Origin of the sequence: Bradyrhizobium sp. CIR18 (genome assembly GCF_014198295.1) — a bacterium.
Classification (GTDB): Bacteria; Pseudomonadota; Alphaproteobacteria; order Rhizobiales; family Xanthobacteraceae; genus Bradyrhizobium.
On record NZ_JACIHF010000003.1, the window covers coordinates 1 to 14750 of the forward strand.

At 64.9% G+C, this 14750-nt stretch carries 13 protein-coding genes; 4 read left to right on the plus strand and 9 right to left on the minus strand.

All coding sequences use genetic code 11. From position 1 onward, the window contains the following. The first annotated feature begins 196 nt into the window (after window positions 1–196). On the plus strand, window positions 197–1249 hold the full coding sequence (locus GGD65_RS12945; protein WP_183235518.1) for an amidohydrolase: 1053 nt from the start codon (window positions 197–199) through the stop codon (window positions 1247–1249). A 131-nt stretch (window positions 1250–1380) separates the two neighbouring features. On the opposite strand, the gene GGD65_RS12950 is transcribed toward GGD65_RS12945, so the two are convergent. Further along, on the minus strand, window positions 1381–1836 hold the full coding sequence (locus GGD65_RS12950) for a cupin domain-containing protein (RefSeq protein WP_018321336.1): 456 nt from the start codon (window positions 1834–1836) through the stop codon (window positions 1381–1383). Window positions 1837–2073: 237 nt separating this feature from the next. Between GGD65_RS12950 and GGD65_RS12955 the strand changes: the two genes are divergently transcribed. Then, window positions 2074–2628: a hypothetical protein gene (locus GGD65_RS12955; RefSeq protein ID WP_092254176.1), complete on the plus strand. Its 555-nt coding sequence runs from the start codon at window positions 2074–2076 to the stop codon at window positions 2626–2628. 175 nt (window positions 2629–2803) lie between these two features. Here the strand turns inward: GGD65_RS12955 and GGD65_RS12960 are convergent, their stop codons facing one another. Both GGD65_RS12960 and pcaB read right to left on the minus strand, forming a co-directional pair. Beyond that, window positions 2804–4060 (minus strand): aminopeptidase, encoded by a 1257-nt coding sequence (locus tag GGD65_RS12960; RefSeq protein ID WP_092254174.1) that lies wholly within the window; start codon window positions 4058–4060, stop codon window positions 2804–2806. Window positions 4061–4172: 112 nt separating this feature from the next. Next, on the minus strand, window positions 4173–5534 hold the full coding sequence (pcaB, locus tag GGD65_RS12965) for a 3-carboxy-cis,cis-muconate cycloisomerase (protein WP_183235519.1): 1362 nt from the start codon (window positions 5532–5534) through the stop codon (window positions 4173–4175). Between the two features lie 365 nt (window positions 5535–5899). Here pcaB and GGD65_RS12970 point away from each other — a divergent pair, with 365 nt between their 5' ends. Next, complete coding sequence (locus GGD65_RS12970) at window positions 5900–7471, plus strand: winged helix-turn-helix domain-containing protein (protein ID WP_183235520.1); 1572 nt, start codon at window positions 5900–5902, stop codon at window positions 7469–7471. A gap of 50 nt (window positions 7472–7521) precedes the next feature. On the opposite strand, the gene GGD65_RS12975 is transcribed toward GGD65_RS12970, so the two are convergent. From GGD65_RS12975 to GGD65_RS12990, 4 genes are all read right to left on the minus strand, one after another. Next, the gene (locus tag GGD65_RS12975; RefSeq protein ID WP_183235521.1) at window positions 7522–8232 is read right to left on the minus strand and encodes a hypothetical protein; all 711 of its coding nucleotides are present in this window, start codon (window positions 8230–8232) and stop codon (window positions 7522–7524) included. An 86-nt stretch (window positions 8233–8318) separates the two neighbouring features. Beyond that, the gene (locus tag GGD65_RS12980; protein WP_183235522.1) at window positions 8319–9038 is read right to left on the minus strand and encodes a hypothetical protein; all 720 of its coding nucleotides are present in this window, start codon (window positions 9036–9038) and stop codon (window positions 8319–8321) included. 132 nt (window positions 9039–9170) lie between these two features. Next, window positions 9171–9419, minus strand: a complete 249-nt coding sequence (locus GGD65_RS12985; RefSeq protein WP_028140683.1) for a hypothetical protein — start codon at window positions 9417–9419, stop codon at window positions 9171–9173. A 142-nt stretch (window positions 9420–9561) separates the two neighbouring features. Then, window positions 9562–10527: a nitronate monooxygenase family protein gene (locus GGD65_RS12990; RefSeq protein WP_183235523.1), complete on the minus strand. Its 966-nt coding sequence runs from the start codon at window positions 10525–10527 to the stop codon at window positions 9562–9564. A 123-nt stretch (window positions 10528–10650) separates the two neighbouring features. Between GGD65_RS12990 and GGD65_RS12995 the strand changes: the two genes are divergently transcribed. Beyond that, window positions 10651–12213 (plus strand): AMP-binding protein, encoded by a 1563-nt coding sequence (locus tag GGD65_RS12995; RefSeq protein WP_183235524.1) that lies wholly within the window; start codon window positions 10651–10653, stop codon window positions 12211–12213. A 331-nt stretch (window positions 12214–12544) separates the two neighbouring features. Here GGD65_RS12995 and GGD65_RS13000 read toward each other — a convergent pair whose 3' ends face one another. After that, window positions 12545–13324 (minus strand): thioesterase family protein, encoded by a 780-nt coding sequence (locus GGD65_RS13000; RefSeq protein ID WP_183235525.1) that lies wholly within the window; start codon window positions 13322–13324, stop codon window positions 12545–12547. A 210-nt stretch (window positions 13325–13534) separates the two neighbouring features. Next, window positions 13535–14503: a nitronate monooxygenase family protein gene (locus tag GGD65_RS13005; RefSeq protein WP_018321325.1), complete on the minus strand. Its 969-nt coding sequence runs from the start codon at window positions 14501–14503 to the stop codon at window positions 13535–13537. Window positions 14504–14750: the final 247 nt, after the last annotated feature.

Here is a 14750-nt window from a genome sequence, read left to right on the forward strand (position 1 = left end):
TAAAATCAAGCGCGCTGGCTGGGACAACGCATTCCTCTTGGCCACCCTCAGCCATATGCGATAGCCCTGCCCGCAAGCGGGAGAGGGAGCGCACCTGCTCCACCGCAGCTGTGGTGCTCTGAGCAATACGCGCTGCTGTGCGTGCGCGTGAGATGCTAGGCTCCCGACACAAAAATTTAGAGGGAGCGAACACGCGATGGCTGCAAGCAGTGTGCCCGCGAATACGAGCGGGCTGTTCGTCGAGCCGCGCGAGGACTGGCTCGCGCTGCATCAAGAGGAGATCATTGATCCCTTGCGGCCGATCGTCGATCCCCATCACCATCTCTGGAATCGCGGGCACCGCTATCTGATCGAGGAGATGGCGGCCGACATCGCCTCCGGCCACAACGTCATTGCCACGGTCTATGTCGATTGCCGCTCGATGTATCGCGCGCACGGGCCGGAGGCATTCCGGCCCGTCGGCGAAGTCGAATTCGCCAACGGCGTCGCCGCGATGAGCGCTAGCGGCGCTTACGGCAAGGCGGCGATCTGTGCCGGCATCGTCAGCCACGCCAATCTGCTGCTCGGCGACGCCGCAAGGCCGGTGCTGGAAGCCGAGATCGCCGCCGGCAATGGCCGCTTCCGCGGCATCCGGCATTCCTCGGCCTGGGACGAGGATCCTGTCGTCGCCGGCATGTATGCGAACCGGCCGAAGGGCCTGTTGCAGGATCCAGCTTTCCGCAAAGGCTTTGCCTGCCTGGCACCACTCAACCTCAGCTTCGATGCCTGGCTGTTCCATCCACAGATCGGCGAGCTGACCGAATTGGCGCGCGCCTTCCCCGACACCAGGATCGTGCTCGACCATTGCGGCGGCCCGGCCGGCGTCGGCCGCTTTGCGGGGCGGCGCGCAGAGGTGTTTGCGCAATGGCGCGCCTCGATCCGCGAGATCGCGACATGTGAGAACGTGGTGGTGAAGCTCGGCGGCCTCGCTATGTGCCTGCTCGGCTACGACTTCCACTTGCGCGACAGGCCGCCGTCATCCGAGGAGCTTGCCGCGGCCTGGCGCCCTTACGTCGAAACCTGCATCGAGGCGTTCGGACCCAAGCGCGCGATGTTCGAGAGCAACTTCCCGCCGGACAAGGGCCAGTGCAGCTACCAGGTGATCTTCAACGCCTTTAAACGCATCGCCGTACCCCTGAGCGAGGCCGAGAAGACCGCGCTGTTCTCGCAGACCGCCATCGACGTTTATCGGCTCGAGCTGCCGTCATGACGAGAAAAGGGGCCGGGATGTTGATCCCGACCCCTCTTCCGTCGTGGCCGCTGGGAAGCGTTCTTGAATTGAGACTATTGATTGAGCATGATCTTTTCGGAAAACCGCTGCACACTTTTCCGGATCATGCTCTAGCCGGCGCCCATCAGCGAGGCCGGACGGCGCTCGCCGGTGGAGGTAAAGATCTTCTTCAGCTTGTTGACGACGCGGATCAGGAAACCGATCATCACGGGATTGGTCTTGCGGCAGAAGGCGATCTTCTTGACGTGGCCTTCGACATGCCATTTGGCATGCGCGCCGTCGCGGAAGAAGATCACGTCGCCGGGGCCGTAGCGCTTGGGCGGCATGCCGTCGCTTTCGAGCACGATCGATCCTTCCATGATCATGATCGTCTCGTCGATATCGTAGTACCAGTTGAAGCGGCCTTCGGTGCACTGCCAGATAATGGTCGAGGCGGTGCCGTCGGCGCTGGTGGACAGGATATGTGAGCGCGACACGGGATTGCCCTCGATGATCCAGGATGGCTCGATCGGCCGGAGCTCGAGATCCACGTTACAACTACCGATTTCAATCAATGAGCGCGACATCTTCTTCCCCAGGGGATATAATTAAGTATGGCCGGGTCTCGGCCCGCATTGTTTCGAAAGATGTCGGGAACGCTAGTCATCCGTTTTTAATTCTTTCTTACGCAGGCCTCGAAAATCAGCCGCAAGTTGCAGGCGCGAAACGGTTAACGTCGCGATTTCCCTGCAAATTCGCGCACATGAACCGATCCTTTTTGGGGTGCGACAAAGTGCGCGGAAGCATAAAACGGAGCCACGCCGATGCCCCTCACGCCCGAGGTTCTGACAGCCAATCGTGAGGCCGTCGCCTGGCTGTTCAGCCTCGATGTCTCCTTCGCGCCCGACGAGGAGCCCTGGTTCACCATCGACGGCATCGAAAGCCCCCGGCAGATCGGCAGTGACGGCTCCGGCGGCGCCTTCGTGCTGCTGCCGTCGCAGAATGTGCTCTACGTCTCATCGGAGGGCCGCGCCGGAATTATCGCCGATACGTTCGAGGCGTTCGTCCAGCTCGTCGTCGCCCGCCCCTATTGGCTCGACATCCTCAAGTTTTCCGGCGGCGGCGACCTCGCGGAGATGCGGCGTGCGGCGGAGGCGCTGGAGGCGACACTCGACGACGAGGACGAGATCAACGAGGCCCGCGAGGAGATCCGCATGAACCTCGCCCTGGGCGAGGCGGACGATCCCGTCGGCGCGCTCTACGAGGCGATCGCCGCTTCCGACGCCATCGTGCGGGCCACCGACGGCAGCCCGTTCACGACATTGTTCAACCGCTTCAGCATCGACAACAATCCGATGCTGCGCAACGCGGCGGCGTGAAGCGGTTCGGCAGAGGCCTGAGCGCGCGCCTCATCCTTCGAGACGACCGCTTCGCGGTCTCCTCAGGATGAGGCTGATCGACTTCGGTGCCCGCTGGAGCGACGGCCGCGCACTCCGTCCTCATCCTGAGGAGCCCGCCAGCGGCGGGCGTCTCGAAGGATGGCCGCAAGACGCGCTACTTCGCCCACTCGCCCTTGCGGAATACCGGTACCTTGCTGCCATCGGGCAAGATGCCGTCGATATCGGTCTCGGCCGAGCCGATCATCCAGTCGATATGGATCAGGCTCTGGTTGCCGCCTTGCGCGGCGATCTGCTGCGGGGTGAGCTGCGCGCCGTTGACGAAGCATTTCGAATAGCACTGGCCGAGCGCGATGTGGGACGCTGCGTTCTCGTCGAACAGCGTGTTGTAGAACAACAGCCCGCTCTGCGAGATCGGCGAGGAATGCGGCACCAACGCCACTTCGCCGAGGCGGCGGGCGCCCTCGTCGGTGTCGAGCACCTTGTTCAGCACCTCCGCGCCGCGCGAAGCCTTTGCATCGACGATCTTGCCGTCCTCGAAGCGCACCGCGATGTTGTCGATCAGCGTGCCCTGATAGGACAGCGGCTTCGAGCTCACGACATGGCCGTAGACGCGTCGGCAATGCGGCGTGGTGAAGACCTCTTCGGTCGGGATGTTGGCGTTGCAGCTGATGCCGTTCTTGGAGAGCGAGGCGCCGCCCTCCCATTCATGGCCGTCGGCAAGGCCAATGGTGAGGTCGACCCCCGGTCCGTTGTACTGGAGCGCACGGAAGCGCTGGCCGTTGAGCCAGTTGGTACGCTCGCGCAGCACCGCATTGTGGCTCGCCCAATTGCCCATCGCATCCTCGCGATCGACGCGCGAGGCCGCGAAGATCGCATCCGCGAGCTTGCCGATCGCAACGTCCTCGGGATCATCAGGGAATACCTGCCTGGCCCAGGACGGGCTTGGGTAGGCGATGATATTCCAGTTGGTGTCGAAATTGACGATCTTTTCCAGGGCGGGCTGATAGGCCATCGAGTTCGCCTTGCTGGCGCGCGCCACCTTGGAAGGATCCTCGCCCGACAGCAGCATCGGATTGTCGCCGACGATGGCGAGCCGCGCGGTGTTGTCGGAGAACGCCTTGGCCATGCCCTCGTAGAGCCAGCCGGCGGCACGATCGAAACTGCTGTCGTGACCGTGGCGGTAGCGCGCCAGCGTCATCTCCTCGTCCGACAGGATCGGTGTCACGATGCCGGCACCGGCCTTGTAGGCATGCACGGCGATCCGCCGCACCAGCGGCAGCGCGATCGCGGGCGCCGTCAGAAGCAGATCCTGTCCCGGCCGCAAGCCCAGGCCCACCTTCACCGCCACCTCGGCCAGCCGGTCGAGCTTCACGGGATCGATGGAAGTGGCGGAATTGCGGTGATCAGTCATGCGGGGCCCTCTGCCGAAGTCTGTCGTTCAATCTAAGTCTAGCATCGCGGGACGCAAGTGCGCGAGCACCTTGCGACATGGAGAAGATACGCAGTTTCACGCATTTTGGTTTTCAACGCGTTGCCGATTTCAGCACCCGGTCAACCATGGCGGGCGCGAGCCCGAGGTAATTTTTCGGTGAGGTGAGCGCCTCGATTGTGGCGCGATCGATGCGGCTCGATATCCGGGAGTCCACGGACAGCGCGTCGGCCAGGCTCATGCCCTTCTCGTTGGCCTGACGGCAGGCGTCATAGACCACGTCATGGGCCTCCTGCCGGCCGAGCTGCGGCGCGAGCCCCATCATGACCGCTTCGGCCACGATCAGGCCGCGGCTGATCGCGAGATTGTCGTTCATCTTCGCCTCGTCGACGATGAGACCTGCGAGTGCAAACTTCGCCTGGTGCAGCGCGCCGGCGGTCAGCACGAAGCTTTCGGGAATTGCCATCCATTCGGCGTGCCAGGGGCCCGTGGCGCGCTCGAAATCCTGTACCATGGCGTCGAGCATCAGGCCGGCGTGCTGGCGCACCGCCTTGGACGCCGCCAGCATCAGCTCCGACGAGATCGGGTTGCGCTTCTGCGGCATGGTCGAGGAGGCGCCGCGTCCCTTGACGAAAGGCTCAAAGACCTCGGCGAACTCGGTCGAGGCCATGATCATGATGTCGAGCGCGATCTTGCCGAGCGAGCCGGTGACGAGCGCGAGGAAGTTCACGGCCTCCGCAAAGCCGTCGCGCGCGACGTGCCAGGTCGAGGCGGGAACGCCGAGCTTCAGCTCAGCACACAGCGCCTCCTGGACCTCAAAGCCCTTGTCGCCGAGCGAGGCCAGCGTGCCGGCGGCGCCGGCGAACTGGCCGACCAGCACCCGCGGCTTCAATTGCGCCAGCCGCTCGGCGTGGCGGTCGAACATGGCGAGCCAGATCGCGGTCTTGTAGCCGAAGGTCACCGGCAGCGCTTGCTGGAGATGGGTGCGGCCCGCCATCGGCGTGTCGCGGTAACGCTTCGAGAGGTCGGCGAGGATACGGCGAAGTTCGGCGATGTCGCGCTCGACGATTCCGAGCGCGGCGCGCAGCTGCAGCGCCACGGCCGTGTCCATGATGTCCTGCGTGGTCGCGCCCCAATGCACGTAGCGGCCGGCCTCGCCGCACTGCTTCACCATCTGGTGCACCAGTGGGAGGATCGGATAGCCGACGATGTCGGTCTCCTGCCTGAGCAGATCGAAATCGAGCGCGGCGACGTCCGTCCGCGCCGCGATCTGCTCGGCCGCCTCCCGCGGGATCACGCCGCAATTCGCCTCGGCCTTTGCCAGCGCCACCTCGACCTCGGCATAGCGCGCCACCAGCGCGACGTCGGAGAACACCTCCCGCATCTCGGGCGTACCGAAGGCGTCGCGGAACAGCATGGAATCGAGCACGGTGGTGGAGGCAGGAAAAGCAGGCATCGGCGTTTCTTCGTGGTTGGTGTTTGTGTGGGCGACAGCTTACGCAGGGCACACGGTCCGGCAAAGGACATTCGCGGCTCGTCGCACATTCGTCCCGCACGACGACATACGGCGCACTCGCACGATCGCCCCTCATCCTCAGGTGCCGGAGCGAAGCGGAGGCCTCGAAGGATGACGGGTCGATTGCGGAGGGAGATATCCGGTCAACACGTCACCCCCAGCGATCCGACCCCAATCGCACGGCATGGCCGCCATCACGCGATCGCGATGAACCAAACGTCCCCTTCGGCAGACTCACAGTTTTCGACCCAAATTTTCATTTTGTCGTTTGCTGTCCCAATTCGTAATGAGGCCTGAGTTTCGACGTGCAGTTTCTGTTCCGGGATCACCTTCTCGATACCGACCGGCGCGAGCTGAGCCGCGAGCAGGTTCCCATTGCCGTGGAGCCACAGGTTTTCGATCTCGTCGTCCACCTCATGCAGAACCGCGACCGGGTGGTCAGCAAGGACGAGCTGATCGACAAGATCTGGCACGGGCGCAGCGTCTCCGAATCCACCTTGACCAGTCGGATCAACGCGGCGCGCAAGGCCGTCGGCGACAGTGGCGCGAACCAGGCCCTGATCCGCACCATCGCCCGCAAGGGCTTTCGCTTCGTCGGCGATGTCGAGGCCAAAGGTAGCACGATGGGTGGCGCGATCGCGCCGGAGCCTGGCTACGCCGCACGGGTGCAGCGCGCCGCACTCGCGCTTCCCGAGCGGCCCGCGATCGCCGTGCTGCCCTTCACCAATATGAGCGGCGCGGCCGAGCAGGATTATTTCTCCGACGGCATCAGCGAGGACATCATCACCGCGCTGTCGAAGCTGCGCTGGTTCTTCGTCATCGCGCGCAACTCCTCCTTCGTCTACAAGGGCCGCGCCGTACACATCCGCGAGGTCGCGCAGGAGCTCGGGGTTCGCTACGTGGTCGAAGGCAGCGTGCGGCGGAGCGGCGACCGGGTGCGCATCTCGGCTCAACTCAACGACGTCTCGACCGGCAGCCATCTCTGGGCCGAACGCTACGACCGCGAGCTCGCCGACATCTTCGCCGTGCAGGACGAGATCACCGAGGCGATCGTCGCCGCGATCGAGCCGCAGCTCTACGCCGCCGAAAGTTTTCGCGCCGAGCAGAAGCCGCCGGGCAGCCTGGATGCCTGGGACCTCGTGATGCGCGCGCTGTCGCATCACTGGCGCAGCACGCGCGAGGACAATGCCGCTGCGCAAGGGCTGCTCGAAAAGGCCGTCGCGATCGATCCCGCCTATGGCAAGGCGCTGGGCCTGCTCGCGACCAGCCATATCTTCGGCGCGCATATGGGCTGGGCCGACATGGCCGCGACAGTGCCGATCGCCGAACGCGCGGCGCTTGCGGCGGTGGAGGCCGATCGCGAGGATGCCTGGGCCCATCACGGCCTTGCCTACGCCTACCTGTTCCGCCGCCGCTTCGATGACGCGCTGGCGGAGTTCGAGCTGGCGCTGACGCTCAACCCGAACTTCGCGATGGCGCATGCCTTTTACGGTGTGACGCTGTGCTACGCCGGACGATGGCAAGAGGGCGATGCCGCCGCACGTCGCGCACTGCGGCTGAGCCCGCGCGATCCGCTCGCAGCGATCTATTGCGGGGTTGCGGCCTATGCCCGGTTCGTCGGCCGCGACTATGACGGAGCCATGCAGATGGCGCGGGAATCGATGCGACAGCGCGGCGATTTCGTCGGCGCGCACCGTGTCTTGACGGCGGCGGCCGGAATGTCAGGAAATCCGGCGCTCGCAGCGTCCGCCCTGGAAGGCCTGCGCCGCGCCCAGCCCGAGGTCTCGCTCGGCTGGATCACGCGCGAGCTGCCGATGCTGCGGGATGAGGATCGTGCGCATTATCTCGAAGGATTGCGGCGCGCCGGAATGACGTGACGATGCGCGCGGACATTCTCCCATCGCAAGCCGCGATCGCGGACTCGGCGCTAGTCGTCGTCGGGCCCGAACAACCTGATCTGCGGGAAGCCGCCGCGCGGCCGGCTGGCGTAATCACGCACATCGGAATCTTCGCGGATGTTGCGCGCGACGTCGTCCCAATCAGTGCGGTCGCGCAAGCCGCGCTGCTCGCGGGAATCGTAGTGGCGGCGCTCGGTCCAGCGCTCGCGGCGCTCCATCCGGCGCCGCTCGGACGCAGCGCGCTTCGCGTCGGAGTCCCTCGCCTTGGCATAGGCGTTCTCGGGTGAAGAGGCCGGCTCGGTCGAGGCCTGCTGCTCAGCCGGCTTTGCGGCTTGCGGAGGCGATGCGATTGCTGACTTCGACTGTTCCTTGGACTGTTCCTTGGGCGGCTCGACCGCGGCCGCTTGCGAAGGCGGCGGCGCCGGCGGTCCGGCATTCGCCTGGGTGGTCTGCGTGTCGGGCTTTACAGCTTCCGGCTTCGCTTCGGCTTGCGCCGGCGCGGCAATCATTGCGCCGAAGGCTTGCGAGCCGGTGAGATAATTGACGCGTTCCGACGGCGCGCTCGTCTGTGCCGGCGCGCCCGCGGACTCCGCGCGCTGCGCCATCTTGCTGGTGTCCGGGCCCTGTTTGGACGCGACCGGATTCATGATGTTGCCGGCAACGATGCCGCCGCCCAGACCAATGGCAATGGCCGCGACAATGGTTCCGGCACCGACGAAATAAGCTGTCGTGGCGCGCATTAACCCACTCCCTGTTTGGAGCGAGCAACGCCTTGGGATTACCGGATGTTCCTGATGGCGAGCGGTTCCTGGGAAGGAACGCCGCGTCAGATCTGCTGCGCGACTTTTTCGAGCCCGATGAGGCGGGCGAGCTTGCGCACTTCTTCCTTCTGATCGTCACGCAGCTGGAACAGCAGCGGCATGGCAGCCGACTTCAATTGCTGGACCTCGTCGCAGTTCGGATCGATCTGCGCGCTGGGTGGCGCGTTCGGATTGGAGAGCTTGTTGGCCGAGATCTTGCGGACAACGTTGCGCAACGCAGTCTCGACCGAGGGCCAGTAATATTCCTGCGACGAGGACAGCTTCAGGCGATCCCTGATGCCGGAAATCTGTGCGTCGGACAGCAGGGTATAGTGCTTCTGCGGCTGCGGCTTGGCGACAACCTTCGGCTTGGCCGGAACTTCGACGGCAGGAACCTCAGCCGCCGCGGGCGCTTCGGACGCACTCAGCGACGCCTTGGGCATCGGAAAATCGGATGGCGTGGCAGCAGCAAAAGCCTGGCGCAGTGGCTCGGCCAGCAGGGGCGCCTGCGAAAGCCTGTCGGCCGGCACCTGGACCGGCTCGATCGCGGCCGAAGCCAGGGCCAGGGTCGGAACCAGACGGTCGGCCTTGGCAGCGCGGTTGGTGGCGAGCGGCTTGGCCGGGGGCGTCTGCGCAATCATCTCTTCGCTGACGCTGGGCACGCTGTCCCGGCCAAGAATGGCGGTGGTGGCGGCGCCCAGGACGAGGAAACAGGTCAGCACAACGATGGTGATGGCTTTGGACAAACGTCTCTCCGCGCCCAACTTCAAGTCCACGTGATCACTGCCCGACAACTGGGCGATAATTAAGGCTTAACCGTGCCATCGCGGCGGCAATCGCGCGGACTGCGGCGACATCGCCCGGAAAATTCAAGGAAATCAGGCCGCTGCCGAAAGGTCGTAGGCGTCCTGGATATCGGCGACGATCTCCGAGGCCTCCCATACCGCGCGCGGCTCGACCGATTGCAGCGTCACCGTCCAGTTGCCGCCCCGACGGGTGCGGGGGACGCTGACGATGTCGAAACGGACGTTGCGGCACAGCGGGTGTCGCGCCAGGGCATGAGCGACGCGGACGCGGATTTCGTCCAGCGAAGCCGCTGTCTTGCTGTTGAGAAAATCGAAGTCCATCGCCTGTCCCTCTCGGCCCTGATTGGCGGCCGTGAGGGGATTCTTGGCCGGCGATGGTTAATCTGCCGTTAAATAAGGGGGGCGGAGGAGCCCGGGATTAACCGTGACCCACACCGTCATGGCCGGGCTCGACGGGCTGCGCCTACGGCCCGCCCGCCGCACGATATTCGGCGAGCGTCCGCGCAACCAGCTCGTCGACCGCCGGCACGTCCGTCACCCCCGAGGTCGAGTGCCCGCCGCTCCAGATGTCGCGCCAGCGCTTTGGCCGGCTCTCGCGCGCGGCAACGTCGATATCCTCAGCGATGTCGATCGCGCCCCGTGCCGGGAGATCGTCGGGATCGAGGCCGGCGGCCACGATCGACGGCCTCAGCATGCTGGTCTGCAGACCCGTGAACGCAGTGGTGAGCAAAATGTCGTCGGCGCAGCTCTCGACCAGCATCCGCTTGTAGCGGTCGTCCGCCATGCTCTCGCGCGTCGCGATGAATTTCGTGCCCATATAGGCGAGATCGCAGCCGAGCACTTCGGTCGCGTGCAGCGCATGGCCATCGCTGATGCCGCCGGCGAGCACGATGATGCCGTCGTAGAATGCACGCACCGCGCGAACGAAGGCAAATGGGTTGAGCCAGCCGGTCTGCCCGCCCGCGCCCGCCGTGAGCAGCACGAGCCCATCGGCACCTGCCTCCGCCGCCCGTTCGGCGTGGCGGATGGAGGCGACGTCCGCCAGCACCAGCGCACCGGCGTCATGCAGCGGCTTCAGCACGGGCGCGGGCGAGCCGACCGAGGTGATGACGATCTCCGGCCTGTGCCGCAGCAGCACGGCGAGATCCTGCGCGAGCCTTGCATTGGAGCGGTGCACGATCAGGTTCGGGGAGAGCGGCGCGACCTTGCGGCCGGTTTGGTCTTCGTGCTGCCGCAGCCGCATCGCGATCGCGGAGAGCCATTCATCGAGCTGCTCCGTGCTGCGGCAATTCGCGGTGGGGAAGCTGCCGATCACGCCGTTGCGGCAGGCCGCGACCATGAGCTCGACGCCCGACACCAGGAACATCGGCGCTGCGATCAGCGGCAGAGCGAGACGATCGGCGAAGCGTTGCAGTCGATCTGATGGCACGCAAATCTCCTCGTCACGCTTGCCTCCCGTGCGGGCTTCGTCGTTTCCTCCCGCAGTCTCTGTGCTAGCGTCATCGGCAACATTGGCACGCCAGAAGCCGGTGACAAAGCAACGAGGAAACATATGTCCGATCCGCTCCACGCATCGTCCCCGACTTGTGCGCAGACGCTACGGGCGCTGTCGCGCTATCCCGGCCGCACTGCTTTCGCATGGCCCGAGGGATCGCTGAGCTATCAGGGCACTATCGACCTGATCGGACGCATCCAAGGCGTGTTCATGCGGCTTGGCCTGCAACCCGGTGCGCGCGTCGCTTTCCTCACCGCGAACCGCACTGACACCTGGTGCGCCGGCGTCGCCGCGCAATTGTCGCGGCTCTGCATCACCTGGCTGCATCCGCTGGGATCGCTGGAGGACCAGCTGTTCCAGCTCGAGGACTCCGAGGCCGAGATGCTGGTGGTCGATGCGGCCGCCTTCCGCGACCGTGGCGGCGAGCTTTCCGCAAGGGCGACCCGGCTGAAGGCGATCTTCACGACGGGACCAGCCGGCTACGGTGTCAATCTGCTGGCGGCCATCGAGAGCGCGGGACACGCCAGCGCGCAGTGCCTCGCCGGCCTCGACGATCTCTCCACGCTGAACTACACCGGCGGCACCACCGGCAAATCCAAGGGCGCGCTGCGCTATCACCGCGAAAATGCCGGAGCAGCCGCCGCGATCCTCGCCGATTTCGAAATCCCCGACGCCGCCCGCTACCTCACGGTCGCCCCGATCAGCCATGTCGCCGGCACGAAAGTGCTGCCGACCCTGATGCGCGGAGGCACCGTGCACATGCTGAAGGGATTCGATCCCGAGGCCGTTCTGACCACGATCGCGCGCGAGCGCATCAACTTTACGCTGTTCGTGCCGACCATGATTTACGTGCTGCTCGACCATCCTGCGCTTGATAAGACCGACCTGTCCTCGCTCGAGCTCGTGCTCTACGGGGCGTCGGCGATGTCGCCGAGCCGGCTGGTCGAGGGCATCGAGCGCATCGGACCGGTGTTCTCGCAGCTTTACGGGCAGACCGAATGCTATCCGGTCTCGGTGCTGCGCAAGGCGGATCACGATCTCAAGACGCCGGAGCTGTTTTTGTCCTGCGGCTTCCCGATCGCGGCCTGCGAGGTCAGGATCCTCGACGACGACGACCAGGAGGTGAAGACCGGTGAGGCCGGCGAGATCTGCGTGCGCGCCCCGCATGCGATGGCGGAATACTGGAAGCGGCCCGACATCACCGCCGAGACGCTGAAGAACGGCTGGGTCCACACCGGCGACATCGCGCGCAAGGACGAACGCGGCTACATGTTCATCCTCGACCGCAAGAAGGACATGATCGTGTCCGGCGGCTTCAACATCTTCCCGCGCGAGGTCGAGGATGTGCTGTCGCAGCATGCCGACGTCGCCATGGTCGCGGTCGTCGGCATCCCCGACGAGAAATGGGGCGAGGCCGTCACCGCCATCGTCGTGCCGCGCGAGGGCGCAAGGCCCGATCCGGACGAGTTGATCAACCTCGTGAAAACGCGAAAAGGCTCGGCGCATGCGCCCAAGCAGATTCAGTTCGTCAAGCAGCTGCCGATGACCGGCGTCGGCAAGGTCGACAAGAAGGTGCTGCGCGCCGGGTTTTGGAGCGGGCGGGACCGGATGGTGGGGTAAAACCCCGGGATTCTACGGTATCGTTGTGGCTCCGACACCACAACGCGCGACGGAGTGCACGCCGGCGAGCCCCGCGCGATTGCCGGCGAATCAGGGAATCACCTAGACCGCTGATGGGGCTGGGAAGCGGAGTAAGACATGCGAGTCGCTTCCCTGGAAAGTGCAGTCGCCGCGGTCACGTTGATCACGGCTATCATCGTGGTGCTGTGGGAGATCAAGATCTTCTACGGAATGTGAACTGGCAGGATGCTCTGGTCGACACGACCAAACATCCCTTCCGCGGCGGCGGAAGCCTGCCGTTCATTCGGAAGGAGCCATCGCGGCCCCGCCGTCACGCTTGTCGCTTCTCGATCACCAGGCTCTGCACCGCGCGGCCGAAATAGCCTTGCCGGTCCGCCAGCCGCGACATCGCGAGCCCCGCGCCGTCGGGGCCGATCCAGGAATCGCCGTCGAGCAGAATCCAATCACCTATGGGCTGGCGCGAAAAGTTCACGGTGAGATCGGCGTTGATGTAGGTCCAGGCGCGGAAGTCGAGCGTCGAGGCGGTGCCGTTGGAGAAATCGGCGGCGACCACGGCACGCACGGCCTGTGAGATTGCTTCGCCGGCAATCAGCGGATGATCGACGCGAAACCAGATCGCGCCGGCGCCGGCCTGGCCGAAGCGGCCGCGCGCGGCGCGCATCGAGACCGAACGCACGAACGGGCTGGTGGCGGCGTGGCCATCCTCGGCCAGCGAGTCCTCCGGCATGGGCAGAGTCACCGGCAGCGCCTTGACGTCGTCGGGCAACGACAGCGCCTGGCGCCTGATCTTGAGCACGGTGGCGCCGACGACCTGCACACCGTCGGCGAGCAGCTTGATTTCGCAGAGCTGAATCTTGCGGCCCTCACGCAAGACCTCAGTCTCAATCGTCAGCGGCGCCACCGGCACCGGGCGCATGAGATCGATGGTGACGCGCGCGATATCCATCGGAGCAGGCGTCGGAATGCGCTCGGCCGCCCATGTCACCAGCGACGCCGGTGCCGAGCCGTGCTGCATGCGCCGGTCCCAGGGACCGGCGGCATCCGGGCTGGTGACGACGCTGTTGCCGTCGACGCGGTAGATGGGGGGCATCGCTCAAATCTCTGTTGGCTTGGACAATCGGAATTCAGCAATAAGTGTCGTCCCTGCGAAAGCAGGGACCCATACTCCCAGGAAGAAGTTTTGACGCGAGACTTACTACGAGTCTTCGCCAAACTTCTTTCTGTGGTTATGGGTCCCGAATCTGCGCTTCGCTTGTCCGGGACGACGGATGAGGGATTCGCGCGCTACGATAACCGCTGCTTACAACGGCGGATCGATCGCCTCGTCGTATTCCTTCTTGAAGCGCGCGATCAATTCGGCGGCGGGCAGGATGGCCTCGACGCTGCCGATGCCCTGGCCCGAGCCCCAGATTTCCTTCCAGGCCTTCGGCTTGGCGCGCTCGCCGGAAGCGTCGGTCCCGAAATTCATCTTGGAGGGATCGGAGGTCGGCAGGTTTTCCGGATCCATGCCGGCGGCGAGGATCGAGGGTTTCAGATAATTGCCGTGCACGCCGGTGAAGAGGTTGGAATAGACGATGTCGTCGGCGGTCGATCCCGCGATCATCTCCTTGTATTTCTCCACCGCGTTGGCTTCCTTGGTCGCGATGAAGGCCGAGCCGATATAGGCGAAGTCGGCCCCGAGGATGCGCGCGGCGCGGATCGCCTTGCCGTTGCCGATCGCCCCCGACAGCGCAATCGGGCCGTCGAACCATTTTCGCGTCTCGGCGACGAAAGCCAGCGGCGAAATGGTGCCGGCATGGCCGCCGGCGCCGGCCGCGACCAGGATCAGGCCATCGGCGCCCTTCTCGATCGCCTTGTGGGCGAATTTCTGGTTGATCACGTCGTGGAAGACGATGCCGCCCCAGCCGTGCACGGCCTGGTTCAGCTCCTCGCGCGCGCCGAGCGAGGAGATGATCATCGGCACCTTGTACTTGGCGCAGAGCTGCATGTCGTGATCGAGCCGGTTGTTCGACTTGTGCACGATCTGGTTGACCGCGAACGGCGCCGACGGCTTGTCGGGATGGGCGCGGTCATAGGCCGCGAGCTCCTCGGTGATCCGCGCCAGCCATTCGTCGAGCAGCTCCGGCGGCCGCGCGTTCAATGACGGAAACGAGCCGACCACACCCGCCTTGCACTGCGCGATCACGAGATCGGGCACCGAGATGATGAAGAGCGGCGAGCCGATCACGGGGATCGACAGGCGTCCTTTGAACAAGGCAGGCATGGACATTGCGGGACGATCCTCTGTTGGCAAGTCAATGGAAGGTTGACCGCCATACCAACAAGGCAATCTTTCCACTGTCAAGTATTGCGTTTTGGCGCCGAGGCGGGACGCCTTGGCAGCAATTTCCAAGCAGCGGAATTCCTTCCCATCTGTGTCCTCCGCGAGCGCAGCGAAGCAATCCAGCCTATCTCCGCGGAGGTCCTCTGGATTGCTTCGTCGCAAGAGCTCCTCGCAATGACGAGGCGCGAGCTGC

Coding starts and splice junctions, on each gene's coding strand:
- GGD65_RS12945 (WP_183235518.1), top strand. CDS start 197: ATGGCTGCAAGCAGTGTGCCCGCGAATACGAGCGGGCTGTTCGTCGAG.
- pcaB (WP_183235519.1), bottom strand. CDS start 5,534: ATGCCTGCTTTTCCTGCCTCCACCACCGTGCTCGATTCCATGCTGTTC.
- GGD65_RS13005 (WP_018321325.1), bottom strand. CDS start 14,503: ATGTCCATGCCTGCCTTGTTCAAAGGACGCCTGTCGATCCCCGTGATC.
- GGD65_RS12960 (WP_092254174.1), bottom strand. CDS start 4,060: ATGACTGATCACCGCAATTCCGCCACTTCCATCGATCCCGTGAAGCTC.
- GGD65_RS12985 (WP_028140683.1), bottom strand. CDS start 9,419: ATGGACTTCGATTTTCTCAACAGCAAGACAGCGGCTTCGCTGGACGAA.
- GGD65_RS12955 (WP_092254176.1), top strand. CDS start 2,074: ATGCCCCTCACGCCCGAGGTTCTGACAGCCAATCGTGAGGCCGTCGCC.
- GGD65_RS12995 (WP_183235524.1), top strand. CDS start 10,651: ATGTCCGATCCGCTCCACGCATCGTCCCCGACTTGTGCGCAGACGCTA.
- GGD65_RS12975 (WP_183235521.1), bottom strand. CDS start 8,232: ATGCGCGCCACGACAGCTTATTTCGTCGGTGCCGGAACCATTGTCGCG.
- GGD65_RS12950 (WP_018321336.1), bottom strand. CDS start 1,836: ATGTCGCGCTCATTGATTGAAATCGGTAGTTGTAACGTGGATCTCGAG.
- GGD65_RS13000 (WP_183235525.1), bottom strand. CDS start 13,324: ATGCCCCCCATCTACCGCGTCGACGGCAACAGCGTCGTCACCAGCCCG.